The organism is Sphingomonas sp. GW821-FHT10F11, assembly GCF_058809095.1.
In genome coordinates, this window is record NZ_JBXASH010000007.1 from 203,689 (window position 1) to 228,261 (window position 24,573).

Sequence of the window (24,573 nt, forward strand, 5' to 3'; positions counted from 1 at the left end):
CCTCGACGCGCCGCACCGGGGGATTGCATGACGACGACTGAGGAGATGGCGGTACCGGCAAGCGGGCCGCGCAGGATCGCAACGCTCGACGTGATCCGCGGGGTCGCGGTGATGGGCATCCTGATCATGAACATCGTCGCCTTTTCGATGCCCGAGGTCGCCTATATGAACCCCGCCGCCTTTGGCGGGCACACGGGTGCGGATCTGGCGGTGTGGGCGTTCAACTTCATCCTGGTCGACGGCAAGATGCGCGGCCTGTTCTCCTTCCTGTTCGGCGCCTCGACCCTGTTGGTGATCGACCTGGCGACGGCGAAGGGCGAGAGCCCGGCCAAGGTGCATTTCTCGCGGATGTTCTGGCTGTTCCTGTTCGGCGAAGCGCACATGATCCTGCTCTGGTGGGGCGACATCCTCCACCATTATGCGCTGATCGGCTGCATCGCCTATCTGTTCCGCAAGGCGGCGCCGCACAAGCTCGTCGCGATCGCGATCATCCTGTTGCTGGTCGAGTTTGCGATGATCTCCTCGGTAACGATGAGCGTGCGGGCGAGCGAGATCGCGATGCAGGCGCCCAAGCCGAGCGCCGAGGCCGTCCGTCACTATCAGGATTTCCAGCGCGGCTTCGGCGTGCCGACGCCCGAGGCGCTGGCGAAGGACCTGGCGCTGCATCGCGGGCCCTGGCCCGCGCTGATGGCGCATCGGTTGCATGAGGCCCTGCCGACCACCCTGCGCACCGTGGCCTTCGTCGGGGCGGAGACATTGGCCTATATGCTGCTCGGCATGGCGTGCCTCAAATCGGGGATGCTGACGGGCGGCTGGGACCGGAAACGCTATCTGCGCTGGATCGCGATCGGCTTCGGCACCGGCGTGCCGGCCTATGCCGCGCTTGCCTGGTATGTGTCGTCGCAGGGCTTCGCGATGTTCCCGCTGGTGCTCGGCGTGCTGGCGTTGCCTGCCCTGTTCCGGCCGCTGATGATCATCGGCTGGGCCTGCCTGATCGTGCTGCTTGCTCGGTCCGGCGGGGCGATCGTTGCGCGAATCGGCGCCGCTGGACGCATGGCCTTTTCCAACTATCTCGGCACCAGCATCCTCTGCTCGACCCTGTTCTACGGCTATGGGCTCGGCTGGTACGGCCATTTGTCGCGGGCGCAGCTCTATCCGGTGGTAATCGCGGTGTGGGTGCTGATGTTGCTCTGGTCGACGCCCTGGCTCGCGCATTTCCGATTCGGTCCGCTCGAATGGCTGTGGCGATCGCTGGCGCGGATGCGGTTCCAGCCGATGCGCGGCGCCGCCGGCGGCGACTAAGCCCTTTGCGACTGATCCGCAAAAGCCCTTGCGACTGGTTCGCATTAGCCCTAGATCATGGTCAGGCGAGGGAGCACCCATGGTCGTTTGTATCTGTAATGCGATTCGTGAGCAGGATGTGCGCGAGGCAGCGCGCGGCGGCGCGAAAAGCGCCTGCCAGGCCTATCGCACGCTCGGCCGCCAGCCGAAATGCGGCCAGTGCGTGCCGTTCGCGCGAGCCATTATCGATGAGGAACGTGCGGCTGCGTAGCGTTCGCAAGCCCGGAAAACCGCAGATTTCCGCCATTTTTTGCCTGTTCGGACTCCCCGTTCTGCGCTAGATTGCGCGGGCATAACGGAGACACGACATGAAGGGCGACCCCAAGGTCATCGACTATCTGAACGAGGCGCTCAAGAACGAGCTGACCGCGATCAACCAATATTGGTTGCATTATCGGCTGTTCGATCACTGGGGCGTGCGCAAGCTCGCCGAGTTCGAGAAGCACGAATCGATCGACGAGATGAAGCATGCCGACATGCTGTCGGAGCGGATCCTGTTCCTCGACGGCCTGCCCAATTTCCAGCTGCTCGGGCGGTTGCGCATCGGCGAGACGGTCGAGGAAGTGCTGAAGGCCGATCTGGCGCTCGAGATGGAGGCGCTGCCGCTGCTGCGCGACGCGATCGAGCACTCCGAGAAGGTCCGCGACTATGTCAGCCGCGACCTGTTCCGCCGCATCCTCGACAGCGAGGAAGAGCATGTCGACACACTGGAGCGCCAGTTCGAGATGATCGAGCGCATGGGCATCGCCAATTATGTGCAGCTGCAGAGCAAGTCTGCGGATGAGGATGGGTGAGTGTTAAGCCCCTCCCCTTCAGGGAGGGGTTGGGGGTGGGTTAGCAACGGCGGGGGCTCGATGCCCCCGCCGTTGCTGTTTGCGCTGAGGTTCGTGAGTCTTTTTAGGCGCGCAGACGCGCGCACCCACCCCTAACCCCTCCCTTGCAGGGAGGGGAATTAAGAAGCCGCCTCGTTCGACAGGCCGTAGAAATCCAGCGTCCTGGGCGTGACCCAGCCGTAATGATAATTCAGCAGGAAGATGCCGAAGAGGATCGTCGCGACGATCGTCACGCGGAGCGCCGTCCGTCCCACGCGGAATTCGTGGGGCGCGCTTTCGGCCTGGCCGGGCACGCGCTCGGTTCCCGCCTCATCCGCCGTCCTGACCCCGAAGGGCAGGACGAGGAAGACCGAAAAGGCCCAGAACAGGAAGTAGATCGCGAGCATCGACGGCCAGCGCATCGGATCAGGCCTCGATCAGCAAGACGTCGACGATGGGCTTCTTGCCGGTCCAGCGAGTCGCCACGCGACGGGCGGCGAGGCGGATGTCCTCGCGCAGCTTATCGCGGTCGCGGCCGCCCTTGCGGGTCGCCTCGGCGACGGCATCCACCGCCTCGTCGAGGAAGGGATCGCGATCCTCCTCGACCGGGATGCCCTGTAGCCGGACCTGCGGCGTGCCGATCATCTTGCCGCCGCGATCGATCGCCACCGCGACCGAGATCTGGCCGAACAGGCCGAGCTTGCGGCGTTCGTTGATCGTCGCGCCGTCGCCCGGCAGGATCACGTCGCCGTCGAGCACCAGGCGGCCGACCTGGGCATGGCCGAGCTTCTCCGGCGCGCCGGGAGCGAGGCGGACGATATCGCCATTGGTCTGCACCAGCGCGCGCGGGATGCCCTCGGAGAGGCCGAAACGGGCCTGCTCCATCAGATGGCGCATCTCGCCATGCACGGGCATCAGGATCTCGGGGCGGATCCAGCGGTACATCGCCGCGAGTTCGGGGCGGCCGGGATGACCGGAGACATGGACATGCGCCTGGCGCTCCGTGATCATCTCGATACCCTTGGTGGCAAGCTGGTTCTGGATGCGGCCGATGGCGACTTCGTTGCCCGGGATCTGCTTCGACGAGAAGACGACGGTGTCGCCGGCGTCGAGGCTGATCGGGTGCGTGCCCGAGGCGACCCGGGCCAGCGCGGCGCGTTCCTCGCCCTGCCCGCCGGTCGCGACGATCAGCACCTTGTTGCGTGGCAGGCGCATCGCGGCATCGGGATCGACCGTTTCCGGGAAATCCTTGAGATAGCCGGTCGCGCGGGCGACCTTCAGGATCCGGTCGAGCGAGCGGCCGGCGACGCAGAGCTTGCGCCCCGTCTCGCGCGCGACCAGCCCGAGCGTGTGCAGCCGCGCGGCATTCGAGGCGAAGGTGGTGACGAGCACACGGCCCTTGGCCTTGGCGATCACCTCGGACAGGCCGACGCGGACTTCGGCCTCGGAACCCGAGGGCTCGGCGTTGAACACGTTCGTGGAATCGCAGACGAGCGCAAGCACGCCCTCGTCGCCGATCACTTCGAGCTGCTCCGGCGTGGCCGGCTTGCCGAGCACGGGCGCCGCGTCGAGCTTCCAGTCGCCAGTGTGGAAGATGCGGCCGTACGGCGTATCGATCAGCAGCGCGTTCGCTTCGGGGATCGAGTGCGACATGGGCACGAAGTTCACGCCGAACGGGCCGATATCGACCCGCTGGCCGGGCTTCACGACGTTGAGGCGGACGCGATCGGCGTTGCCCTCTTCCTCGAGCTTGCCGCGGATCAGGCCGGCGGTGAAGGGTGTGGCGTAGAGCGGCACGCCGAGATCCTCGGCGAGGTAGGGCAGCGCACCGATATGGTCCTCATGACCATGGGTGAGCACGATGCCGACAAGGTTTTCGATCTGCTCCTCGATAAAGGCGAGATCGGGCAGGATCACATCGATCCCCGGATATTGGGGGTCGGCGAAGGTGATGCCGCAATCGACCATCAGCCACTTGCCGTGGCAGCCATAGAGATTGACGTTCATGCCGATCTCGCCCGAGCCGCCAAGGGCAAGGAAAAGGAGTTCTTTGTTGGGAGTCACGTAGTTTTCTGTTCTTTCTTGGTTCGTCATCCCCGGAAATGGGGGCTCCCTGCTCAAGCGCTGTCGTCATGTCGACGCCGTGGTGAGGGGGAGGAATTGGGTTCCCGCACCTGGCGGGAAGGATTGTTCAGGTCCTTATATGGGCGCGATCCCACAACATCGCCAGCCCCTGAATGGTCAGGTCGGGTTCGATCACGTCGAAAACATCGGTCTGCTTCTCGAAAAGCGTCGCCAGGCCGCCGGTCGCGATTACCTTTACCGGGCGGCCGACCTCGGCCTTGATGCGCGAGACCAGTCCCTCGATCATCGCGATATAGCCCCAATAGATGCCGATATGCATCTGGCTGACCGTGTCGCGGCCGATGACGCTGGTATTCTCGGGCGCTTCGATCGCGATGCGCGGCAGCTTGGCCGCTGCGGTGACGAGCGCGTCGAGCGACAGGTTGATGCCCGGCGCGATGATCCCGCCCTTGTACGCGCCGCGGAAGTCCGAGAAGTCGAAGGTGGTCGCGGTGCCGAAATCGATCGTGATCAGGTCGCCGGCATGAAGTGCATGCGCCGCGATCATGTTGACCGCGCGGTCCGCGCCGACGGCGTGCGGCTCCTCCACGTCGAGCTGCATGCCCCATTCGACCGGGGGCTCGCCGGCGATCAGCGGCTCGCCGCCGAAATATTTGCGGGCGAGCGTCTGGAGATTGTGGAGCGCGCGCGGGACGACGGTGGCGATGATCACGCCGGTGACGGCGCTGCGATCATAGCCCTCCAGCGTCAGGAGCTGGCTGAGCCACACGGCATATTCGTCGGCGGTGCGCCTGGGATCGGTCGCGATGCGCCAGCGGGCCTTGATCGTCCCGCTCTCGACAAGCGCGAAGACCACATTGGTATTGCCGGCATCGATCGCGAGCAGCATGCGAACCTCAATCCCTTCCGTTCGTGTCGAGCGAAGTCGAGACACATTTGCCTGACGCCAAGCCCCGTTTCTCGACTTCGCTCGAAACGAACGGAGTCATGTCAGATCAGGAAGACGTCGGCGGCGTGAATGACACGGCTCGATCCGTCCGCCAAGCGCAGGATGAGCGCGCCCTCGCTATCCAGGCCCTGGAACAGGCCGTCGATCGCGCTGCCGTCGGGCAGGCGCGCGGTGAGCGCCGTGCCGGGCGGGTGCGCGCGGTCGAGCCAGCGGGCACGGATCGGGGCCAGGCCCTCGACGCGCCAAATGCCGAGCCAGCGCTCGAACGCGTCAGCGAGGGTTTCGAGGAAGTCGGCCGGATCAGGGGCCGCGCCGTGCGCCGCGAGGCTGGTGGCGGGGCGTTCGAGACCGGTCGGGTGGTGCGCCAGGTTGACGCCCATACCGATCACTACCGCGTCGTCAGCGCGCTCCAGCAGGATGCCGGAGAGCTTGGCGCCGTCGAGCAACAGGTCGTTGGGCCATTTGATCGCCAACCCTCCAACGCCGACCGTTCCCCCGCGAAGGCGGGGATCCAGAGTCGCAGAACGCACCGATTGAAGCTCTGGCCCCCCGCCTTCGCGGGAGAACAAGGAAGGAAGGTAGGCGCGAATGACCTCCTCCAGCGCCACAGCGGCCACCAGGGCGAGTGTAGCCGCCTGCGGGTCGTGCGGGCGCAGCCGCACCAAGGTCGACGCGTAGAGATTGCCCTCGGGCGAGGACCAGGCCCGGCCATGCCGCCCGCGGCCGCCGGTCTGGCGCTCGGCGCGGAGCCAGAGCCCCTCTGCTGCCCCGCTGCCGGCGAGCATCAGCATGTCGGCATTGGTCGACCCCGTCTCGGCGACGGTGCGGATATTGTGCGTCAGAACAGCGCCCTGGCGGCCGCCATGGCCCATGCGCCGAGGCACGGGATGGCGAGATAGCCGATCGGCGAGATGAAGGTCGCGGCGACTGCGATCAGCCCGCCCTCGACCTTGCTGCCGACCGGAGCAAAGGCCGTGGCGGCATCATCGAAGTACATCGTCTTCACCACGCGCAGATAATAATAGGCGCCGATCACCGAGGCAGCGATACCGACCACCGCGAACGGGAACAGCCCCGCCTGCACGGCTGCCTGGAACACCACGAACTTCGCGTAGAAGCCGAGCAGCGGCGGGATGCCGGCCAGGCTGAACATGAACAGGCCGAGCGCCAGCGCGAGACCGGGCTGAGTCTTGGACATGCCCGACAGGCTCGCGATCGTCTCGACCGGCTGGCCGCTCTGGTCGCGCATCTGCAGCACCACGAGGAAGCTGCCCAGGGTCATCGCGATATAGATGGTCAGGTAGATCAGCACGGCCGACACGCCCTCGGCGGTGCCGCAGGCGAGACCGACCAGCGCGAAGCCGACATTGTTGATCGAGCTGTACGCCAGCAGGCGCTTGATGTTGCTCTGGCCGATCGCGGCGACCGCACCGAAGATGATCGAGGCGAGCGAGGCGAAGATCACGATCTGGCGCCATTGGTCGGTCGCCGGGCCCATTGCCTCGACGGCGACGCGGACCGCCAGCGCCATCGCCGCAACCTTGGGGGCCGAGGCGAAGAAGGTCGTCACCGGGGTCGGCGCGCCTTCGTACACGTCGGGCGTCCACATGTGGAACGGCACCGCGCTGATCTTGAAGGCGAGGCCGGCGAAGACGAAGACGAGGCCGAAGGTCAGGCCGAGCGAACGGCCGGCGCCATAAGCGTCGGCGATCAGCGAGAAGAGCGTCGTACCGCTGAACCCATAGACCAGGCTGATGCCGTAGAGCAGGATGCCGCTCGCCAGTGCGCCGAGCACGAAATATTTCAGGCCCGCTTCGGCCGAGCGCGCATCGCGGCGCATGAAGCTCGCCAGCACATAGGCGGCGAGGCTCTGCAGCTCGAGACCGACATACAGCGTCAGCAGATCGCCCGCCGACACCATCATGCCCATGCCGATGGCGGAGAGCAGGATCAGGACGGGATATTCGGGGCGCAGATCGTCGCCCGAAGTCTGCTGGAAGAAGCGTGGGGCGATGATGATCGCTACCGCAGCGGCGATATAGATCAATATCTTGGCGAAGGCGGCAAAGGCATCGGCGCGGTAAAGGCCGTCAAAGGCTTCACCGCCCGAGGACGCCGGACCGCACAGCGCGATCCCAGCGCCGATCAGCACCGCGACCGAGGTCCAGGAAATGGCCCTGGTCGAGGCCTGGCCGCCCCAGGCGGCTGCGAGCATCAGAATCAGCGCGCCGGCGGTCAGCACCAGTTCCGGCAGGGTCATCAGCAGCGAGGCGTTCATTGATGTGCCTCCCCATGCGCTGCCGCGGGCGCGGTGGCTTCGTGATGCGCCGCCGGAGCAGCGGGTTTGCCCGCGGTCGGCAGCGAGTCACCGGCCGGTGCGGCGCGTGCGATCCGAGCCTCGAGCGTGGCGACGTCGCCGCGCATCGGGGCGAGGAAGCTTTCCGGATAGACGCCCATCCACAGCACCACCGCCGCGATCGGCGCGAGCAGCGCGACTTCGCGCAAGGAGAGATCGGGCATCGCGCGGACGTCATCCTTGGTCAGATCGCCGAACACGACGCGGCGGTAGAGATAGAGCATGTACGCGGCGCCGAGGATGATGCCTGTCGTGCACAACAGGGTGATGGTGGTCGAAACCTTGTAGGTGCCGGCCAGCGAGAGGAACTCGCCGACGAAACCGCTGGTGCCGGGCAGGCCGACCGAGGCCATGGTGAACAGCATGAACAGCAGCGCATATTTCGGCATGTTGATCGCGAGCCCGCCGTACCGGTCGATCTCGCGGGTATGCAGCCGATCGTAGATCACGCCGACGCACAAGAACAAGGCGCCCGAAACCAGGCCATGGCTGAGCATGACGATCATCGCGCCTTCGATGCCCTGGCGGTTGAAGGCGAACAGGCCGATCGTCACGATCGCCATATGCGCGACCGAGCTATAGGCGATCAGCTTCTTCATGTCGGACTGCACCAACGCGACCAGCGAGGTGTAGATCACCGCCACCGCCGACAGGCCGAAGATCAGCCAGACGAACTCGGCCGAGGCCTCCGGGAACATCGGCAGCGAGAAGCGCAGGAAGCCGTATCCGCCGAGCTTCAGCAGCACGCCGGCCAGGATGACCGACCCGGCGGTGGGCGCCTGGACGTGTGCGTCGGGCAGCCAGGTATGGACCGGCCACATCGGCATCTTCACCGCGAAGGAGGCGAAGAAGGCGAGCCATAGCCAGGTCTGCGCATGTGCCGGGAAATCGGTGTTGAGCAGGGTCGGGATGTCGGCGGTGCCGGCATATTGCACCATCCACAGCATCGCGATGAACATCAGCACCGAGCCGAGCAGCGTGTAGAGGAAGAATTTGTACGACGCGTAGATGCGGTTCGCGCCGCCCCAGACGCCGATGATCAGGTACATCGGGATGAGGCCGGCTTCGAAGAAGATGTAGAACAGGAACAGGTCCTGCGCCGCGAAGGTGCCGATCATCAGCAGCTCGGTGACGAGGAAGGCGCACATATATTCCTGGACGCGCTTCTCGATCGCGACCCAGCTCGCCCCGATGCAGATCGGCATCAGGAACACGCTGAGCATGATCAGCATCAGCGCGAAGCCATCGATGCCGAGCTTCCAGCCGATCGGGCCGAACAGATTCTCGTGCGCCTCGACGAACTGCCATTGCGGGCCGCCGATATCGAATTGCGCCCAGAGGCAGATACCGAGCAGCAGATCGGCCAGGGTCGCGATCAGCGCGATCCAGCGCGCAGCGTTCGCGCTGACGAACAGGCACGCGACGGCAGCGATCGCCGGGATCGCGAGCATCAGCGACAGGATGGGGAAACCGCTCATCGTGTGATCGCCCAGGTAATAGCGGCAGTCAGGCCGATCAGCATGACGAAGGCATAGGTGTAGACATATCCGGTCTGGACCCTGCCGGCGACGCGCGAGCCGAGCGCGACGACCCAGGCCGAGCCGTTGGGCCCGAAGCGGTCGATCGTCTTCTCGTCGCCGCGGTGCCAGAAGAGGCGGCCAAGGGCGAAAGCGGGGCGGACGAACAGGATGTTATACAGCTCGTCGAAATACCATTTGTTGAGCAGGAAATCGTAGAGCACGCTGAACTGCGCCGCGAGCTTCGCCGGGAAATCCGGGTTGCGGATATAGGCCATCCAGGCACCCCATAGCCCAAGCAGCATGGCAATGGTCGCGGAGAGCTTCACGCCCAACGGCACCTCGTGCATCGCATGCATCAGATGCTCGCTGAAGGCGACGCTGCCCTTCCAATATTCCTCGCCTGCGGTCGGCTCGATGAAATAGCCGTGGAAGACGAAGCCGGCGGCGACCGCGCCGATCGACAGCAGGATCAGCGGGACCAGGATCGACAGCGGGCTTTCATGCGGATGATAGCCGCCGGTGCCGTCACCATGATCGTGCGCATGACCATGATCGTCGTGATGCGCGTCATGGGCATGCGCGTGATCTTCAGGGCCGTGCGCATCATGCACTGCGTGCTGGATATGCTCGGACTGAATCCAGCGCGGTTTGCCCCAGAAGGTCAGGAACATGAGGCGCCAGGAATAGAAGCTCGTCAGCAGCGCGACGATCATGCCGACGATCGAGGCGCCGCCCTGCCCTGCGGCCCAGGCCGCCTCGATGATCGCGTCCTTCGAGTGGAAGCCGGCAAAACCGATCGCGAGCGGGTTGCCGAACACGGCGGGGATGCCGACGCCGGTGATCGCGAGCGTGCCCGCCATCATGCCCCAGAAGGTCACGGGGATGTGTTTCCGCAGCCCCCCATAATAACGCATGTCCTGCTCATGGTGCATCGCATGGATCACCGAGCCGGCACCGAGGAACAGCAGCGCCTTGAAGAAGGCGTGCGTGAACAGGTGGAACATCGCCACATTGTAGGCGCCGACACCCGCGGCGAAGAACATGTAGCCGAGCTGCGAGCAGGTCGAATAGGCGATGACGCGCTTGATGTCGGTCTGGACCAGGCCGACGGTCGCCGCGAAGAAGCAGGTCGCGGCGCCGACCGTCATCACGACATGCAGCGCGAACGGGCTCGTCTCGAACATCGGCGACAGGCGGCAGACCATGAACACGCCGGCGGTGACCATCGTTGCGGCGTGGATCAGCGCCGACACCGGGGTCGGGCCTTCCATCGCGTCGGGCAGCCAGGTGTGCAGGCCGAGCTGCGCCGACTTGCCCATCGCGCCGACGAAGAGCAGCAGGCAGAGCAAGGTCATCGTATCGAAGCGGTGGCCGAGGAAACCGATGGTCGATCCGGCCATGCCCGGTGCGGCAGCGAGGATGTCGGGAATCGACACCGTGCCGAACACCAGGAAGGTGCCGAAGATGCCGAGCATGAAGCCGAGATCGCCGACGCGGTTGACGACGAACGCCTTGATCGCCGCGGCATTGGCGCTGGGTTTCTTGAACCAGAAACCGATCAGCAGGTACGAGGCGAGGCCGACGCCTTCCCAACCGAAGAACATCTGGACCAGATTGTTCGCGGTCACCAGCATCAGCATGGCGAAGGTGAAGAGCGACAGATAGGCGAAGAAGCGCGGCTGATCCGGATCCTCCGCCATATAGCCCCAGCTATAGAGGTGGACGAGCGCGGACACCGACGTGATCACCACCAGCATGACCGCGGTCAGCGCATCGACGCGGAGCGCCCAGGCAACGTCGAGATCGCCGGAGCGGATAAAGTCGAACACCGGCGTGATGCTGGGTTCGGCCCCGCCGAGATAGGAGATGAAGATCGGCCAGGAGAGCGCGCACGACGCGAACAGCGCGCCGGTGGTCAGCACCTTGGCGACGGTGTTGCTGAGTGCCCGGTTGCCCAGGCCTGCGACGAAGGCCGCGAGCAGCGGCAGGAAGACGATGAGGAGGATCAACGACTTACCCCTTCATCCGGTTGACGTCGTCGACCGAGATCGTGCCGCGTCCGCGGAAGTAGATGACCAGAATGGCGAGCCCGATCGCGGCCTCGCCTGCGGCGACGGTCAGCACGAACATCGCGAACACCTGCCCGACCAGATCGTGGAGATAGGCGGAGAAGGCGACAAGGTTCAGGTTCACCGCGAGCAGGATCAGCTCGATCGCCATGAGCATGACGATGAGGTTCTTGCGGTTGATGACGATGCCGAGCACGCCGAGCGCGAACAGGATCGCCGCGACGACGAGATAATGCGTCAGGCCGATCATGCCGCGCCCTCCCCAATACCGTCATGCCGGACTTGTTCCGGCATCCACTCGGCGGCCTGGCGACACGTCATCGATTGAATCGCAGCCTCTGCACGCAGCGGATCGGTGGACCCCGGAACAAGTCCGGGGTGACGAAGAAAAGAGGAACCGATCACAGCTCGATCCCCTGCCCTACGCCAGGCTGGGTGTTACGGGTCGCATCCTGCGGCCGGCGCGATACCTGGCGGTTGATGTTCTGCGGGCGGGTGCCGCCACGCTCGCGGTGGGTCAGCACGATCGCGCCGATCATGGCGACGAGCAGGACCAGGCCCGCGCCTTCGAACACGAACAGATAGCGGGTGTAGAGCAGCTCGCCGATCGCCACGATGTTGGGCAGGTCATCCGCAATCGGCGACGCGCGACGGCTCAGCTCGATCGCGCCGGCGCCATAGGCGTAGACTGCAATGAAAATCTCGGCAGCAAGCCCGATCGCCAGCGCCAGCCCGATCGGCAGATAGCGCGCGAAGCCGCTGCGCAGCTCGGCGAAATCGATGTTGAGCATCATCACGACGAACAGGAACAGCACCGCGACCGCGCCGACATAGACGATGATCAGCAGCATCGCGATGAACTCGGCGCCGAGCAGCACCATCAGCCCCGCCGCGTTGAAGAAGGCGAGGATCAGCCACAGCACGGCATGGACCGGGTTCCGCGCGGTGATGGTCAGCGCTGCCGACAGCAGCACCATCACGGCGAACAGATAAAAGGCGAGTGTCTGTATCACGGAATCAGGAGGCCCCTCGGATTCGGCTGGCGCTTAACGGTACGGTGCATCGGCGGCAAGGTTCGCGGCGATCGCGCGTTCCCAGCGATCGCCATTATCGAGCAGCTTCGCCTTGTCGTAGATCAGCTCCTCGCGGGTTTCGGTGGCGAATTCGAAATTCGGCCCTTCGACCACGGCATCGACCGGGCAGGCTTCCTGGCACAGGCCGCAATAGATGCACTTGGTCATGTCGATGTCGTAGCGGGTGGTGCGGCGGCTGCCGTCCTCGCGCGGCTCGGCCTCGATCGTGATCGCCTGGGCCGGGCATACCGCCTCGCACAGCTTGCACGCGATGCAGCGCTCCTCGCCGTTCGGGTAACGGCGCAGCGCATGCTCGCCGCGGAAGCGCGGGGAGATCGGGTTCTTCTCGAACGGATAGTTGATCGTCGCCTTCGCCTTGAAGAAATACTTCAGGGTGAGCGCGTGCGCCTTCACGAATTCCCACAGGGTGTAGGATTTGATGATCTGGCCGACGTTCATGACGAAACTCCAAAACGCGTCAGCATCAGATAACCCGACACCAGGAATACCCAGAACAGCGACAGCGGGAGGAAAATCTTCCAGCCCAAGCGCATCAGCTGGTCGTAACGGTAGCGCGGGACGGTGGCCTTCACCCAGCTGAACACGAAGAAGAAGAACAGCATCTTGGCGAACAGCCAGATGATGCCGGGGACATAATAGAGCGGCGCCCAGTCGACCGGGGGCAGCCAGCCGCCCCAGAAGAGCGTCGCGTTGAGCGCGCACATCAGGATGACGTTGGCATATTCGCCGAGCCAGAACAGCGCGAAGCTCATCGAACTATATTCGGTCTGGTAGCCGGCGACGAGCTCGCTCTCCGCCTCGGTCAGATCGAACGGCGCGCGCTGCGTCTCGGCGAGCGACGAGATGAAGAACACGATCGCCATCGGGAACAGCAGCGGATTCAGGAAGAAGCCGTTGAGGTGAAGATAGACGTTCTGCTGCGCCATCACGATGGTGGAGAGGTTGAAGCTCCCGGCCCACAGCACGACCGAGATCAGCACGAAGCCGATCGCGACTTCGTACGACACCATCTGCGCCGCGGCGCGGATCGCCGAATAGAAGGGGTATTTCGAGTTGGACGACCAGCCCGCCAGGATGATGCCGTAGACGCCGAGCGACGAGGCCGCGAGCACATAGAGCAGGCCGACATTGATATCCGCCAGCACCACGCCCGCCTGGAACGGGATGACCGCCCAGACGATCAACGCCACGGTGAAGGTGATGATCGGCGCGAGCAGGAACAGGCCCTTGTTCGCGCTGGTCGGGATGATGGTTTCCTGCAGGAAGACCTTCAGGCCGTCGGCAAAGCTCTGCAGCAGGCCGAACGGGCCGACCACGTTGGGGCCGCGGCGCAGCGCCATCGCCGCCCAGATTTTCCGGTCGGCATAGATGATCATGGCGACCGCGAGCATCAGCGGCAGCGCGATGACGAGGATGCCGATGATCGTGGCGATGAACCACGCCCATTCGAACGGCAGGCCCCAGGAGACGAAGAGAGCGGTCATCAGTTCAGCCCTCCCTTCATATAAACTCCCACATGCTTCGATCCACTGTTTCCCTCTCCCAGCGGGAGAGGGAGGGAGCCGCGCAAGCGGCGGAAGGGTGAGGGTGAGTGTAAGGCGGTGGGATGCGTCAGATGCGTCGCCCTCACCCTTCCCGCGCCTGCGGCGCGGGCCCCTTCCCTCTCCCGCTGGGAGAGGGAGAATGTCGCTTGCATAGCGCCCATCACTCAGCCGCCTCCGCGAACTCTTCGCCGTGGATCAGCTCGGCCGAGCAGCGCTGCATCGTCGGGGACGCGCGGCAGATGGCGTTGGTCAGGTAGAAATCCTTGATCGGATAACCGACTGGCCCTTCGCTCTTTGCATCGAGCGCGGGTGCGTTCCAGGCGAAGCGGCGCAGGCCGAGCGTGGCGAGATCGGGCGTGTCGACGCCCATCGCCGCGCGCAGTTCCTCGAGCGTGTCGAACGGCAGGGTCTTGCCCAGCACCGCGGAGAGCGCGCGCAGGATGGTCCAGTCCTCGCGGGCATCGCCCGGCGGGAACACCGCGCGCTCGCCGCGCTGGACGCGGCCTTCGAGATTGACCCAGGTACCCGACTTCTCGGCATAGCTCGCGCCCGGCAGCACGACATCGGCAGCGGCCGCGCCCTTGTCGCCGTGATGGCCGATATAGACCTTGAAGCTGTCGGCGAAGGCCGAGAAATCCGCTTCGTCGGCACCGAGGAAGAAAGTGAGCTTGGGCTTGGCCGCGACGATATCGGCGATCCCGCCCTTTTGCGCGAGGCCGAGCATCAGGCCGCCCATGCGCGAGGCGGCCATGTGCAACACGTTGAAGCCGTTCCAGCCGTCCCGCACCAGGTTCAGTGACGTGGCGAGCTTGAGCGCGGCACCATGGCCGCCCTTGAGCGCACCGCCGCCAACGATGACCATCGGGCGCTGGGCGTTCTTGAACGTCTCAGCCGGGCCCTTGGGCAGCTTGCCGAGCAGAGTCAGGTCGTTGCCGAGCCATTCGACCTTGTAGGTCAGGTCGGTTTCTTCGCCGATCGCAAAGACCTTCGCGCCCTTCTTGATCGCCTTGCGGATGCGCGTGTTCACCAGCGGCGCTTCCCAGCGCAGATTGGTGCCGACGAGCAGGATCGCGTCGGCCTCTTCGGCACCGGCGATGGTGGTGTTGAAATTGACCGCGGACAGCGACGATGTGTCGTAAGCCATGCCGGTCTGGCGGCCTTCGAGCAGGGTCGAGCCCATTGCGCCGAGCAGCGCCTTGGCGGCGTAGAGCGTCTCGCAGTCGACCAGGTCGCCATGCACCGCGGCGACGCTGGCGCCGGCATCGACCGCGGCGATGGCAGCGAACGCCTCGTCCCAGCTCGCCTCGGTCAGCTTGCCCTGTTTGCGGACGAACGGACGGTCGAGCCGGCGGCGGACCAGGCCGTCAACCGCGTGGCGAGTCTTGTCGCTGGCCCATTCCTCGTTGACGTCCTCGTTGATCACGGGGAGCGCGCGCAGCACCTGGCGCCCGCGGCTGTCGAGACGGATATTGGTGCCGACCGCGTCCATCACGTCGATGGTCAGCGTCTTCTTCAGCTCCCAGGGCCGCGCCTCGAAGGCATAGGGCTTGGAGGTCAGCGCGCCGACCGGGCAGAGATCGACGACATTGCCCGACAGCTCGCTGGTCACCGCGCCCTCGAGATAGGAGGTGATCTGCATATCCTCGCCGCGGCCGATCGCGCCGATCTCCTCGACGCCGGCGACTTCCTCGGCGAAGCGGATGCAACGGGTGCACTGGATGCACCGCGTCATCACCGTCTTCACGATCGGACCCATATATTTCTCGGTGACCGCGCGCTTGTTCTCGTCATAGCGGGAATGGCCGCGGCCATAGGCCAGGCTCTGGTCCTGCAGGTCGCACTCGCCGCCCTGATCGCAGATCGGGCAATCGAGCGGATGGTTGATCAGCAGGAATTCCATCACGCCTTCGCGCGCATTCTTCACCATCGGGGTGTTGGTGAAGACTTCCTGGTTCTCGGCAGCCGGCAGCGCGCAGGATGCCTGGGGCTTGGGCGGCCCCGGCTTCACCTCGACCAGGCACATGCGGCAATTGCCGGCGATCGACAGCCGCTCATGATAACAGAAGCGCGGGATCTCCTTGCCGGCGATCTCGCACGCCTGCAGCACCGTGGCGCCCGCAGGCACCTCGATCTCGATTCCGTCTACTTTGAGCTTAGGCATGCGTTTCGTACTTGCTAGCTGCGCCGGCCGGCCCAGGGGCCGCCGACAATGGCGTGATAAAGCGGTTCGGCGATCATCAGGCGGATCTGATCGCGCTTCATGCTCAGTGGCTTTCCCGCGACGACGCAACCGCCGAGCACCGGCTTGATCGCGTCGAGCGCCTGACGTTCGGCATCGCTGCCGGCCGCCGACTGAACAAGATTTGCAGCAGCATCCGGTGCGGCATTGAGAACGCAGGTCCCGAATTCCTGCATGCCGAGCGCGACCGCGTCATACCCACGGCCAGCCGTTCGCCCTGCCATCGCGCTCAGGTACCATGCTTTCACGCCGCCGGTTGCCGACGGCCGACGGCCTTCGCGCATGGCGACCGAAGCCGCCGCGGCGGCCATATCCGCCCGGCCGTTGTACAGGCCCTGAGAACCGCCGATCAGCGACAAACCGAAGGAGTCACCGCTGCATGAGCTGTAGACCGAGGCGAGCCGTTTCGCGGCGCGCTGCTCGTTGGAAGATCCCGGCAGGGTAGCGAGCAGCTCGCGGACCGGGCCGGGCGTTTCCGCCATGACGCATTCGGCCGTCGCGCGGAATTCGCGCGGATCCGCCTTACGCTCTCCAGCGACCACAACGCCCGCGATCAGCGGCAGCGCGACAGCCGCAGCAGCAATGGCAATTGCCCTCATTTCGATGCCCCCGTTGGACATATCATATCGTGCCCGCCCATCACTTGGCCGCCACCGGAACCGATGCCGTCGGACGGACGGCTTCCTTATAGAGCACTTCCGCCAGCAGGCTGCTCAGCATCAGCTTGTTGAACTTGAATCGCTTGCCCCCGGGGAGACAGCCGCTGAGATGCGGCGCGAGCGCGGCATACCCTTCCGCCTCCCTCTGGCCCGCGATCGGGGCAGTCACCACGGCATGGGCCGCCGAGACATCCGCCCGTGCAACGCAATCGGCGATCTTGCGGAGGCCTACGAACTGCGGTCGTTCGGGGCTGTCGGCTGGCATATTAAGGTCCGCCGCGAAGTCGAATGGTCCCGGAACCAGTGTCGGCACTGCCCGGCCGAAATCGCGACGGTAAAGCGAGATGAACAGCGCCCCGCGCAACAGGGGCGGCGAAAAGCGCAGTTCCCCGCTGCTCAGGCATTCATTGACCGACAGGTTGGCCAGTGCCTTGCTGTAATCGGCTGCGGCATAGAGGCGCAAAGCCCGCTCGACGCTGCGAACCTTGCGGTCGATCAGGCAGTCCGAATAACGCACCAGAGTGATCTTCGCGCGATCCTCCGGCGACATCTTGCCGTCGGGGATCACTGCCGGCGCGTTACGCGCGATGACCGACCCCGTCTCCGCTGTTTTCTGCGCAGCCGACGGCACGCTTCCAAAGGAAGCGAGCAGCGACAGGCAGCAAAGGGCGCGCGGCAGGATCACTCGGCAGCTTCCATCATCGGGGCGAGATCGCCGCCGCGTTCCTTGATCCGGCGCTCCAGCTCAGGCCGGAAATGCTTGATCAGGCCCTGGATCGGCCAGGCCGCCGCATCGCCGAGCGCGCAGATGGTGTGGCCTTCGATCTGCTTGGTGACCTGCTGCAGCGTGTCGATCTCGCTGATATCGGCGTCGCCGGTGCGCAGCCGCTCCATCACACGCCACATCCAGCCGGTGCCTTCGCGGCACGGCGTGCACTGGCCGCAGCTCTCATGCTTGTAGAAGTAGGAGATGCGCGAAATCGCGCGGACGATGTCGGTGGACTTGTCCATGACGATGATCGCCGCAGTGCCCAGACCCGAGCCGAGCGCCTTCAGCCCGTCGAAATCCATCGGGCAGTCCATGATCTGCGCCGCCGGGACCAGCGGGACCGAGGAACCGCCCGGGATCACCGCGAGCAGATTGTCCCACCCGCCGCGGATGCCGCCGCAATGTTCCTCGATCAGCTGGCGGAAGGGGATGCTCATCGCTTCCTCGACCACGCAAGGGCGGTTCACATGGCCCGAGATCTGGAACAGCTTGGTGCCGCGGTTGTTCTCCGCGCCGAAGCTCGCGAACCATTCCGGGCCGCGCCGCAGGATCGTCGGGACGACCGCGATCGACTCCACATTGTTGACCGTGGTCGGGCAGCCATACAGGCCCGCGCCCGCCGGGAAAGGCGGCTTGAGGCGCGGCTGGCCTTTCTTGCCCTCGAGGCTTTCGAGCATCGCGGTCTCTTCGCCGCAGATGTACGCGCCGGCGCCGCGGTGCACGAACACATCGAAATCATAGCCCGACCCGCTGGCGTTCTTGCCGATCAGCCCCTTGTCATAGGCTTCGGCGACCGCGGCGAACAGCACCTCGGCCTCGCGGATATATTCGCCGCGGATGTAGATGTACGCAGCGCGCGCGCGCATCGCATAGCCGGCGATCAGCGCGCCTTCGATCAGCTTGTGCGGATCGTGGCGCATGATCTCGCGGTCCTTGCAGGACCCGGGCTCGGATTCGTCTGCATTGATGACGAGGAAGTTCGGCCGCTCGGGCTTGGGTTCCTTCGGCATGAACGACCATTTGGTGCCGGTCGGGAAACCCGCGCCGCCACGGCCGCGCAGACCCGATGCCTTGACCGCGTCGATCAGGGCGTCCTGGCCACGCGCCATCAGGCCCTTGGTGTCATCCCAATCGCCGCGCTTGCGCGCCGCGTCGAGATTCCACGGCTGGAACCCGTAGACGTTGGTGAAGATACGGTCCTTGTCGGCGAGCATCTATTTGCCTTTTCCCGCAGCGCCCTGAACCATGAAATAGACGACCAGGCCGATGCCGATCAGGATCAGCAGCGGGAGCAGGCTGAAGGTGATCCGCAGCACCAGGCCAAGCACGACCAGTCCGCCGATGACGGCGAGCACAGCAACGATCGGATTCACGCCCTTCATGCCCATTCTCCCCGATAATCGTGGTTCTCGTCGACCATTTCCCTGAGGCTGGTCGGGCCGCCCGCCGGGCAGCTGTCGCGGCGACCGGTTTGCGAGCCCGGCGTCGGCGTCTTGCCTTCGGCCAGCGCGTCGAGGATCGCGGCGGTGCGATCATAATCCAGGTCTTCGTAGTTATCGTCGTTGATCTGCACCATCGGCGCATTGGCGCAGGCGCCGAGGCACTCGACCTCGGTCAGGGTGAACAGGCCGTCGGGCGTGGTCGCGCCCTTGACCAGGCCGCGATTCTTGCACGCGGCGAGCACATCGTCCGACCCGCCGAGCATGCACGGCGTCGTACCGCACACCTGGACATGATAGCGGCCGACCGGCGCCATGTTGAACATGGTGTAGAAGGTCGCGACCTCATAGACGCGCATGTACGGCACGCCGATCTCGCGGGCGACATATTCGATCACCGGAACCGGCAGCCAGCCCTGCGTTTTCGTCTCCGTGCCGACCTGGCGCTGGGCGAGATCGAGCAAGGGCAGCGACGCGGATTGCTCGCGCCCCTTGGGATAGCGGCCGAGTATCTCGGTCGCCTTCTTGCGGTTCTCGGCCGTCCAGATGAACGAACCCCAGCGTGCGCGGGTCTCGGCCTCGTCGGGGATTTTGGGTGCTTCAGCCATTATTGCGCTCGAGCCGAGGGAGTGGGTGCTGGCGGTGGCGGAGCAAAGGACGTTTCCTCGAATTCAGACATGACCACCTTGTTGGCCAACGGAACGACCTTTGCACTATATCCGGGGCTGGCGTGACCGTCGGCCTCGCAAAACCATACAACTTTATATCCCGGCGTCCTGCTTCCCAGAAAAGAGACCTGCGCCAGCGTACATCCGTCCAGTTGGGTAGCCAGATCGGCAGCCGTCACCACGGCCCCGCCGTATTTCTGGCGCCAGCGGGGACCAGCCTCGATCGGGCCGGCCAACATCGACGACGCACGCACGACGCCTTGTTGCGCATACAGGCCGATGAAACTCCAGACGGCGCGATTTGGGGCGGTGATGGCGCACCGCGCCACAGACCAAGTATCTTCGCGGTACACTCTGAGCGCCCATACTTGATCGCGAGGCTGGGCCTCGATGGCGTAACCGACGTCATAGCAAGGTTTTTCGCCCGACTGACGTCCGGCACACTTTAGCTCCAACGAACCGTTCGCATCGAGGGACACCTTCTGTTGGGTGGCTGGCTTCGGCTCGCGAATATGGAGCGACGTACATCCTCGCGTCGCGGCAACCAGTTCGCCCGACGTCATTCGCGCGACTCCGTTTGGACCTATCGCGAAGATCATGCCGCCCGTAATCTTTTGAAGATCGGCAGCATTCCCGCTTTGCATAGCGCTGACGATGGAGGCGGAAACACCATCGGCACCGCTCGCCGCAGCCGCGATCGACGGCAGCACCAAGGTGGCGACGACAGTCGATACCCTCACCGGTCGCACTCCCCGAACACGATATCCATCGCGCCGAGAATGGCGGTGGTGTCGGCGAGCATGTGGCCCTTGGCCATGAAGTCCATCGCCTGGAGATGCGAGAAGGCGGTCGGGCGGATCTTGCAGCGATACGGTTTGTTGCTGCCATCGGCGACGAGATAGACGCCGAACTCGCCCTTGGGGCTCTCGGTCGCGACGTACACGTCGCCGGCGGGAACGTGGAAACCCTCGGTATAGAGCTTGAAATGGTGGATCAGCGCTTCCATCGAGCGCTTCATCTCGGCGCGCTTGGGCGGCACGACCTTGCGGTCGAGGCTGGCGATCGGCCCTTCAGGCATTTCGTTCAGGCACTGCTTCATGATCCGCACCGACTGGCGGACCTCCTCCACGCGCACCATGAACCGGTCATAGCAATCGCCGCGCGTGCCGACCGGCACGTCGAAATCCATCTTCGCGTACACGTCATAGGGCTGCGACTTGCGCAGATCCCACGGAATGCCCGAGCCGCGGATCATCGGGCCGGAGAAACCCCATTTGATCGCATCGTCGCGGCTGACGGTCGCGATATCGACGTTGCGCTGCTTGAAGATGCGATTGTCGGCGACGAGGCTGATCGCATCCTCGAAAATCTGCGGCAGGCGATTGTCGAGCCAGTCGGCGATGTCGGTCAGCAGCTTGAGCGGCGTATCCTGGTGCACGCCGCCCGGCCGGAAATAGGCCGAATGCATGCGGGCGCCCGAGACGCGCTCGAAGAAGTTGAGGCAATCCTCGCGGATCTCGAACAGCCACAGGTTCGGCGTCATCGCGCCGACGTCCATCACATGGCTGCCGAGGTTGAGCATGTGGTTGGAGATGCGCGTCAGCTCGGCGAAGAAGACGCGGAGATATTGCGCGCGGATCGGCACTTCGAGATCGAGCAGCTTCTCGATCGCGAGCACGAAGCTGTGCTCCATGCACAGCGGCGAGCAGTAATCGAGCCGGTCGAAATAGGGCAGCGCCTGCATGTACGTCTTGTATTCGATCAGCTTCTCGGTGCCGCGGTGGAGCAGGCCGACATGCGGATCGACGCGCTCGACGATCTCGCCGTCGAGCTCCATCACCAGGCGCAGCACGCCATGCGCGGCCGGATGCTGCGGACCAAAATTGATCGTGTAGTTCTGGATCGCGATATCGCCGACTTCCGGATCGGCCGCGTCGGTCCTGCCCTCGATCGCTTCGAGATGATCAGCCATCAGAGCGTTCCTTACCCTGCTCTTCCCCGGCGAAGGCCGGGGCCCAGTCGGGAAGGTTGAAGTAACGAAGCGCAACGCGAGCCAATGGGAGTCCCCCAACTGGGCCCCGGCCTTCGCCGGGGAAGGGATAGGAAGAAGTCATCATCACGACGCCTTCGGCTTGCGCGGCGCGCGCGGCTTGGGTGCGGTTGGCGCGTCGCCCGAGGCGACGGGCTTGGCACGCGGGGCGCGCGGCTTCTTCACCACATCCGGGTCGGCGGGCTTGGGCGCCGCATCGGGCGAGGCCTTGCCGGCACCGGTCTGCGCCGAGCTCTCGGTGGTCTTGGGTGTCGCCGGCGGGGCAGCGGCAGCGGTCTTGGCTGCATCCGCCTTCTGGATTTCGTCGGCCTTGAGCGGCGTCGGCGCGCCCTTGGCTTCGGGGAGCTTCGCCTTCTCGTCGCCGGGGAGGATATATTCGGCGCCTTCCCACGGGCTCATGAAATCGAAGCTGCGGAAATCCTGGGCGAGCTGGACGGGTTCATAGACCACCCGCTTCGCTTCCTCGGAATAGCGCAGCTCGACATAGCCGGTCAGCGGGAAATCCTTGCGCTGCGGATGGCCGCGGAAGCCGTAATCGGTCAGGATGCGGCGCAGATCGGCATTGCCCGAGAAGAGCACGCCGTACATGTCGTAGACTTCGCGCTCGAGCCAGCCGGCGACCGGCCAGATGCCCGTGACGGACGGCACCGGCTTTTCCTCGTCGGTCTGCACATGCACGCGGATGCGGTGGTTGCGGGTCAGCGAGAGCAGGCAATAGACGACTTCGAAACGGTCGGACCGCTCCGGATAGTCGACGCCCGCGATTTCCATCAGCTGCTGATATTCGAGACCCGGCGTGTCGCGGAGCGCCACCATCGTCTCGAGCAGCGTGTCGCGGTCGACCGTCAGCGCGACTTCGCCCACCGCGTCGAGCGACGACAGCAGGTTCGCGCCAAGCAGTTCGCCCGCGCGATCGATGATCCCGTCATTGGCCGTGTAGGCCGGCGCCGGCGCCCTCACCGTTCAATCGTTCCGATGCGGCGGATCTTCCGCTGGAGCTGCATGATGCCGTACAGCAACGCTTCCGCGGTCGGCGGGCAGCCCGGGACATAGATGTCGACCGGCACGATCCGGTCGCAGCCGCGCACGACGCTGTAGCTATAATGATAATAGCCGCCGCCATTGGCGCAGGAGCCCATCGAGATCACGTATTTCGGCTCGGACATCTGGTCATAGACCCGGCGCAGCGCCGGGGCCATCTTGTTGCAGAGCGTACCCGCGACGATCATCACGTCGGACTGGCGCGGGCTGGCGCGCGGCGCGGCGCCGAAACGCTCCAGATCGTAGCGCGGCATGTTCACATGGATCATCTCGACCGCGCAGCAGGCGAGGCCGAAGGTCATCCACCACAAAGACCCGGTCCGAGCCCATTGGAACAGGTCTTCCGTCGAGGTGACGAGGAAACCCTTGTCGGTCAGCTCGCCGTTCAGATCGTTGAAGAACGTCTGGTCGGGCGGGATGATCGCGCCACCGGAGGCGGCTGGGGTGAGTTCTACTCCCACTCGAGCGCTCCCTTCTTCCATGCATAGACGAGGCCGAGCGCGAGTTCGGCAATGAAGCCCATCATCGCGAACCATGCCGTCCAGCCGAGCGAGAAGACGCTGACGGCCCAGGGATAGAGGAACGCGGCTTCGAGATCGAAGATGATGAACAGGATGGCGACGAGATAGAAGCGCACGTCGAACTGGCTGCGCGAATCCTCGAACGCGGGGAAACCGCACTCATATTCGGTCAGCTTCTCGGGCGTCGGCTTGTGCGCGCCGGTGAAGCGCGCGGCGATGATCGGCAGGAACACGAAAGCGCTGGACAGCACGATCGCGACGCCAAGGAACAGCAGGATCGGCAGATATTGCGACAGGTCGACCAATGGGTTTCTCGCAGGTGCGAATGATTGGCGCGGCTTTAGGACGATGACCCCTGTTGGGCAAGGCCGCGAGGAGTGAGAATCACTCGCAATTAAACCCTTCTCCCAGCGGGAGAAGGTGGCGCGTAGCGCCGGATGAGGGTGAGCGTAATAGCGCCCGGTCACCCTCACCCTTCCGCCGCTTCGCGGCTCCCTCCCTCTCCCGACGGGAGAGGGAGGTTTTTACCGCAACGCGTTCGCCAGCAGCTTGTGCAGCTTCGATTGCAGCGCGTCGTTCGCCGCCAGGAATTCGCCGCGTTCCATCATCCGGTCGCCGCCGCGGAAATCAGTCACGAAGCCGCCCGCTTCGCGCACCAACAGGATGCCGGCGGCGACGTCCCAGGGCTTCAGGCCGGATTCCCAGAAGCCGTCGAAACGGCCGGCAGCGACCCAGGCAAGGTCCAGCGCGGCCGCGCCGATCCGGCGGATGCCCGCCACTTCCGGCGCGATCGCCCCGAAGATGCGGCTCCATTCGGCGAAATTGCCATGGCCGAGAAAGGGAATGCCGGTCGCGATCAGCGCGTCGGGCAAGTCGCGGCGCGCGGACACACGCAGGCGCTGTTCCTGCATCCAGGCGCCCCGGCCCTTTTCGGCCCAGAAGCTGTCGTCCGTGATCGGGTTGTAGATAAGCCCGGTGGTGATCTCGCGCTTGCCGTTGGCCAGCGGCTCCTCGACCGCGATCGAGATCGCGAAGTGGGGAATGCCATGGAGGAAGTTGGTGGTGCCGTCGATCGGGTCGACGATCCAGCGCGGCTTGTTGGGGTCGCCAGCGACTTCGCCGCGCTCTTCCATCAGGAAACCCCAGTCGGGGCGCGCCTTGGACAGTTCCTCGAAGATCGTCTGCTCGGCGCGCTGATCCGCCATGGTGACGAAGTCGGCCGGGCCCTTGCGGCTCACCTGGAGATGCTGAACCTCGTTGAAGTCACGACGAATGCGCGGCGCGGCCTTGCGCGCGGCGCGATCCATGACGGTGATAAGGCCTGAATGACTAACCAAAATACTTCTCCACCCCTCCCTGCAAGGGAGGGGCAAGGGGTGGGTTGGCGGCGGCGGAGGCTCGATACCTCCGGCGGCGC

General features: G+C 64.9%; 26 protein-coding genes. 3 read left to right on the forward strand and 23 right to left on the reverse strand.

Features of this window, described 5'->3' with window-relative positions; translation table 11 throughout:
- Positions 1-27: 27 nt before the first annotated feature.
- The 3 genes from AC1RT8_RS19605 to bfr all read left to right on the forward strand — a co-directional run bounded on the left by AC1RT8_RS19605 (position 28) and on the right by bfr (position 2,135).
- Entirely contained in the window at positions 28-1,302 is a 1,275-nt protein-coding gene (locus tag AC1RT8_RS19605) for a DUF418 domain-containing protein (RefSeq protein WP_493077628.1), read from the forward strand.
- Positions 1,303-1,381: 79 nt separating this feature from the next.
- Positions 1,382-1,552 carry a (2Fe-2S)-binding protein gene (locus AC1RT8_RS19610; RefSeq protein ID WP_372852469.1) on the forward strand — a complete coding sequence of 57 codons (171 nt, stop codon included), beginning with the start codon at positions 1,382-1,384 and terminating at the stop codon, positions 1,550-1,552.
- A gap of 97 nt (positions 1,553-1,649) precedes the next feature.
- Positions 1,650-2,135, forward strand: coding sequence for a bacterioferritin (gene bfr, locus AC1RT8_RS19615; protein ID WP_465172575.1), 486 nt, complete (start codon positions 1,650-1,652; stop codon positions 2,133-2,135).
- A gap of 158 nt (positions 2,136-2,293) precedes the next feature.
- On the opposite strand, the gene AC1RT8_RS19620 is transcribed toward bfr, so the two are convergent.
- The 23 genes from AC1RT8_RS19620 to AC1RT8_RS19730 form a co-directional block, all read right to left on the reverse strand.
- Entirely contained in the window at positions 2,294-2,575 is a 282-nt protein-coding gene (locus tag AC1RT8_RS19620; protein WP_493077630.1) for a DUF1467 family protein, read from the reverse strand.
- 4 nt (positions 2,576-2,579) lie between these two features.
- Entirely contained in the window at positions 2,580-4,217 is a 1,638-nt protein-coding gene (locus AC1RT8_RS19625) for a ribonuclease J (RefSeq protein ID WP_493077631.1), read from the reverse strand.
- A gap of 127 nt (positions 4,218-4,344) precedes the next feature.
- Positions 4,345-5,127, reverse strand: a complete 783-nt coding sequence (locus AC1RT8_RS19630; RefSeq protein WP_493077632.1) for a type III pantothenate kinase — start codon at positions 5,125-5,127, stop codon at positions 4,345-4,347.
- A gap of 101 nt (positions 5,128-5,228) precedes the next feature.
- Positions 5,229-5,978 carry a biotin--[acetyl-CoA-carboxylase] ligase gene (locus AC1RT8_RS19635; protein ID WP_493077704.1) on the reverse strand — a complete coding sequence of 250 codons (750 nt, stop codon included), beginning with the start codon at positions 5,976-5,978 and terminating at the stop codon, positions 5,229-5,231.
- Between the two features lie 47 nt (positions 5,979-6,025).
- Positions 6,026-7,465, reverse strand: coding sequence for an NADH-quinone oxidoreductase subunit NuoN (gene nuoN, locus AC1RT8_RS19640; protein WP_493077634.1), 1,440 nt, complete (start codon positions 7,463-7,465; stop codon positions 6,026-6,028).
- Positions 7,462-9,021 carry an NADH-quinone oxidoreductase subunit M gene (locus AC1RT8_RS19645; RefSeq protein ID WP_493077636.1) on the reverse strand — a complete coding sequence of 520 codons (1,560 nt, stop codon included), beginning with the start codon at positions 9,019-9,021 and terminating at the stop codon, positions 7,462-7,464. Before AC1RT8_RS19645 ends, nuoN begins: the two co-directional genes overlap by 4 nt.
- Complete coding sequence (nuoL, locus tag AC1RT8_RS19650; RefSeq protein WP_493077638.1) at positions 9,018-11,072, reverse strand: NADH-quinone oxidoreductase subunit L; 2,055 nt, start codon at positions 11,070-11,072, stop codon at positions 9,018-9,020. Before nuoL ends, AC1RT8_RS19645 begins: the two co-directional genes overlap by 4 nt.
- A gap of 4 nt (positions 11,073-11,076) precedes the next feature.
- A complete protein-coding gene (nuoK, locus tag AC1RT8_RS19655; protein WP_272625766.1) occupies positions 11,077-11,382 on the reverse strand; it encodes an NADH-quinone oxidoreductase subunit NuoK in 306 nt (101 codons plus the stop codon).
- 151 nt (positions 11,383-11,533) lie between these two features.
- Complete coding sequence (locus tag AC1RT8_RS19660) at positions 11,534-12,145, reverse strand: NADH-quinone oxidoreductase subunit J (RefSeq protein ID WP_493077640.1); 612 nt, start codon at positions 12,143-12,145, stop codon at positions 11,534-11,536.
- A gap of 33 nt (positions 12,146-12,178) precedes the next feature.
- A complete protein-coding gene (nuoI, locus tag AC1RT8_RS19665; RefSeq protein ID WP_372852491.1) occupies positions 12,179-12,664 on the reverse strand; it encodes an NADH-quinone oxidoreductase subunit NuoI in 486 nt (161 codons plus the stop codon).
- Entirely contained in the window at positions 12,661-13,710 is a 1,050-nt protein-coding gene (gene nuoH / locus AC1RT8_RS19670; protein WP_493077641.1) for an NADH-quinone oxidoreductase subunit NuoH, read from the reverse strand. Before nuoH ends, nuoI begins: the two co-directional genes overlap by 4 nt.
- 220 nt (positions 13,711-13,930) lie before the next feature.
- On the reverse strand, positions 13,931-15,931 hold the full coding sequence (nuoG, locus tag AC1RT8_RS19675; protein ID WP_493077643.1) for an NADH-quinone oxidoreductase subunit NuoG: 2,001 nt from the start codon (positions 15,929-15,931) through the stop codon (positions 13,931-13,933).
- A 14-nt stretch (positions 15,932-15,945) separates the two neighbouring features.
- The gene (locus tag AC1RT8_RS19680) at positions 15,946-16,608 is read right to left on the reverse strand and encodes a hypothetical protein (RefSeq protein WP_493077644.1); all 663 of its coding nucleotides are present in this window, start codon (positions 16,606-16,608) and stop codon (positions 15,946-15,948) included.
- Positions 16,609-16,648: 40 nt separating this feature from the next.
- Complete coding sequence (locus AC1RT8_RS19685; protein ID WP_493077645.1) at positions 16,649-17,353, reverse strand: hypothetical protein; 705 nt, start codon at positions 17,351-17,353, stop codon at positions 16,649-16,651.
- A complete protein-coding gene (gene nuoF / locus AC1RT8_RS19690) occupies positions 17,350-18,651 on the reverse strand; it encodes an NADH-quinone oxidoreductase subunit NuoF (protein WP_493077647.1) in 1,302 nt (433 codons plus the stop codon). The genes AC1RT8_RS19685 and nuoF overlap by 4 nt, the downstream gene beginning before the upstream one ends.
- On the reverse strand, positions 18,652-18,819 hold the full coding sequence (locus tag AC1RT8_RS19695) for a hypothetical protein (RefSeq protein ID WP_493077649.1): 168 nt from the start codon (positions 18,817-18,819) through the stop codon (positions 18,652-18,654).
- Positions 18,816-19,484, reverse strand: coding sequence for a complex I 24 kDa subunit family protein (locus tag AC1RT8_RS19700; protein ID WP_493077650.1), 669 nt, complete (start codon positions 19,482-19,484; stop codon positions 18,816-18,818). Before AC1RT8_RS19700 ends, AC1RT8_RS19695 begins: the two co-directional genes overlap by 4 nt.
- Positions 19,484-20,284, reverse strand: a complete 801-nt coding sequence (locus tag AC1RT8_RS19705; protein WP_493077651.1) for a hypothetical protein — start codon at positions 20,282-20,284, stop codon at positions 19,484-19,486. The genes AC1RT8_RS19700 and AC1RT8_RS19705 overlap by 1 nt, the downstream gene beginning before the upstream one ends.
- The gene (locus tag AC1RT8_RS19710) at positions 20,281-21,516 is read right to left on the reverse strand and encodes an NADH-quinone oxidoreductase subunit D (protein WP_493077653.1); all 1,236 of its coding nucleotides are present in this window, start codon (positions 21,514-21,516) and stop codon (positions 20,281-20,283) included. The genes AC1RT8_RS19705 and AC1RT8_RS19710 overlap by 4 nt, the downstream gene beginning before the upstream one ends.
- Before the next feature lie 144 nt (positions 21,517-21,660).
- Complete coding sequence (locus tag AC1RT8_RS19715; protein WP_493077655.1) at positions 21,661-22,554, reverse strand: NADH-quinone oxidoreductase subunit C; 894 nt, start codon at positions 22,552-22,554, stop codon at positions 21,661-21,663.
- Positions 22,551-23,096 (reverse strand): NuoB/complex I 20 kDa subunit family protein, encoded by a 546-nt coding sequence (locus AC1RT8_RS19720; RefSeq protein WP_272625747.1) that lies wholly within the window; start codon positions 23,094-23,096, stop codon positions 22,551-22,553. The genes AC1RT8_RS19715 and AC1RT8_RS19720 overlap by 4 nt, the downstream gene beginning before the upstream one ends.
- Positions 23,087-23,461, reverse strand: a complete 375-nt coding sequence (ndhC, locus tag AC1RT8_RS19725; RefSeq protein WP_272625746.1) for an NADH-quinone oxidoreductase subunit A — start codon at positions 23,459-23,461, stop codon at positions 23,087-23,089. Before ndhC ends, AC1RT8_RS19720 begins: the two co-directional genes overlap by 10 nt.
- 219 nt (positions 23,462-23,680) lie before the next feature.
- Positions 23,681-24,493: an inositol monophosphatase family protein gene (locus AC1RT8_RS19730; protein WP_372852516.1), complete on the reverse strand. Its 813-nt coding sequence runs from the start codon at positions 24,491-24,493 to the stop codon at positions 23,681-23,683.
- Between the last annotated feature and the right edge of the window lie 80 nt (positions 24,494-24,573).

Bases quoted from the DNA above. Each gene is read 5' to 3' on its own strand.
- AC1RT8_RS19605 (WP_493077628.1), top strand. From the start codon at position 28: ATGACGACGACTGAGGAGATGGCGGTACCGGCAAGCGGGCCGCGCAGG.
- AC1RT8_RS19610 (WP_372852469.1), top strand. From the start codon at position 1,382: ATGGTCGTTTGTATCTGTAATGCGATTCGTGAGCAGGATGTGCGCGAG.
- bfr (WP_465172575.1), top strand. From the start codon at position 1,650: ATGAAGGGCGACCCCAAGGTCATCGACTATCTGAACGAGGCGCTCAAG.
- AC1RT8_RS19620 (WP_493077630.1), bottom strand. From the start codon at position 2,575: ATGCGCTGGCCGTCGATGCTCGCGATCTACTTCCTGTTCTGGGCCTTT.
- AC1RT8_RS19630 (WP_493077632.1), bottom strand. From the start codon at position 5,127: ATGCTGCTCGCGATCGATGCCGGCAATACCAATGTGGTCTTCGCGCTT.
- AC1RT8_RS19635 (WP_493077704.1), bottom strand. From the start codon at position 5,978: ATGCTGATGCTCGCCGGCAGCGGGGCAGCAGAGGGGCTCTGGCTCCGC.
- nuoN (WP_493077634.1), bottom strand. From the start codon at position 7,465: ATGAACGCCTCGCTGCTGATGACCCTGCCGGAACTGGTGCTGACCGCC.
- AC1RT8_RS19645 (WP_493077636.1), bottom strand. From the start codon at position 9,021: ATGAGCGGTTTCCCCATCCTGTCGCTGATGCTCGCGATCCCGGCGATC.
- nuoK (WP_272625766.1), bottom strand. From the start codon at position 11,382: ATGATCGGCCTGACGCATTATCTCGTCGTCGCGGCGATCCTGTTCGCG.
- nuoI (WP_372852491.1), bottom strand. From the start codon at position 12,664: ATGAACGTCGGCCAGATCATCAAATCCTACACCCTGTGGGAATTCGTG.
- nuoH (WP_493077641.1), bottom strand. From the start codon at position 13,710: ATGACCGCTCTCTTCGTCTCCTGGGGCCTGCCGTTCGAATGGGCGTGG.
- nuoG (WP_493077643.1), bottom strand. From the start codon at position 15,931: ATGCCTAAGCTCAAAGTAGACGGAATCGAGATCGAGGTGCCTGCGGGC.
- AC1RT8_RS19680 (WP_493077644.1), bottom strand. From the start codon at position 16,608: ATGAGGGCAATTGCCATTGCTGCTGCGGCTGTCGCGCTGCCGCTGATC.
- nuoF (WP_493077647.1), bottom strand. From the start codon at position 18,651: ATGCTCGCCGACAAGGACCGTATCTTCACCAACGTCTACGGGTTCCAG.
- AC1RT8_RS19695 (WP_493077649.1), bottom strand. From the start codon at position 18,819: ATGAAGGGCGTGAATCCGATCGTTGCTGTGCTCGCCGTCATCGGCGGA.
- AC1RT8_RS19700 (WP_493077650.1), bottom strand. From the start codon at position 19,484: ATGGCTGAAGCACCCAAAATCCCCGACGAGGCCGAGACCCGCGCACGC.
- AC1RT8_RS19710 (WP_493077653.1), bottom strand. From the start codon at position 21,516: ATGGCTGATCATCTCGAAGCGATCGAGGGCAGGACCGACGCGGCCGAT.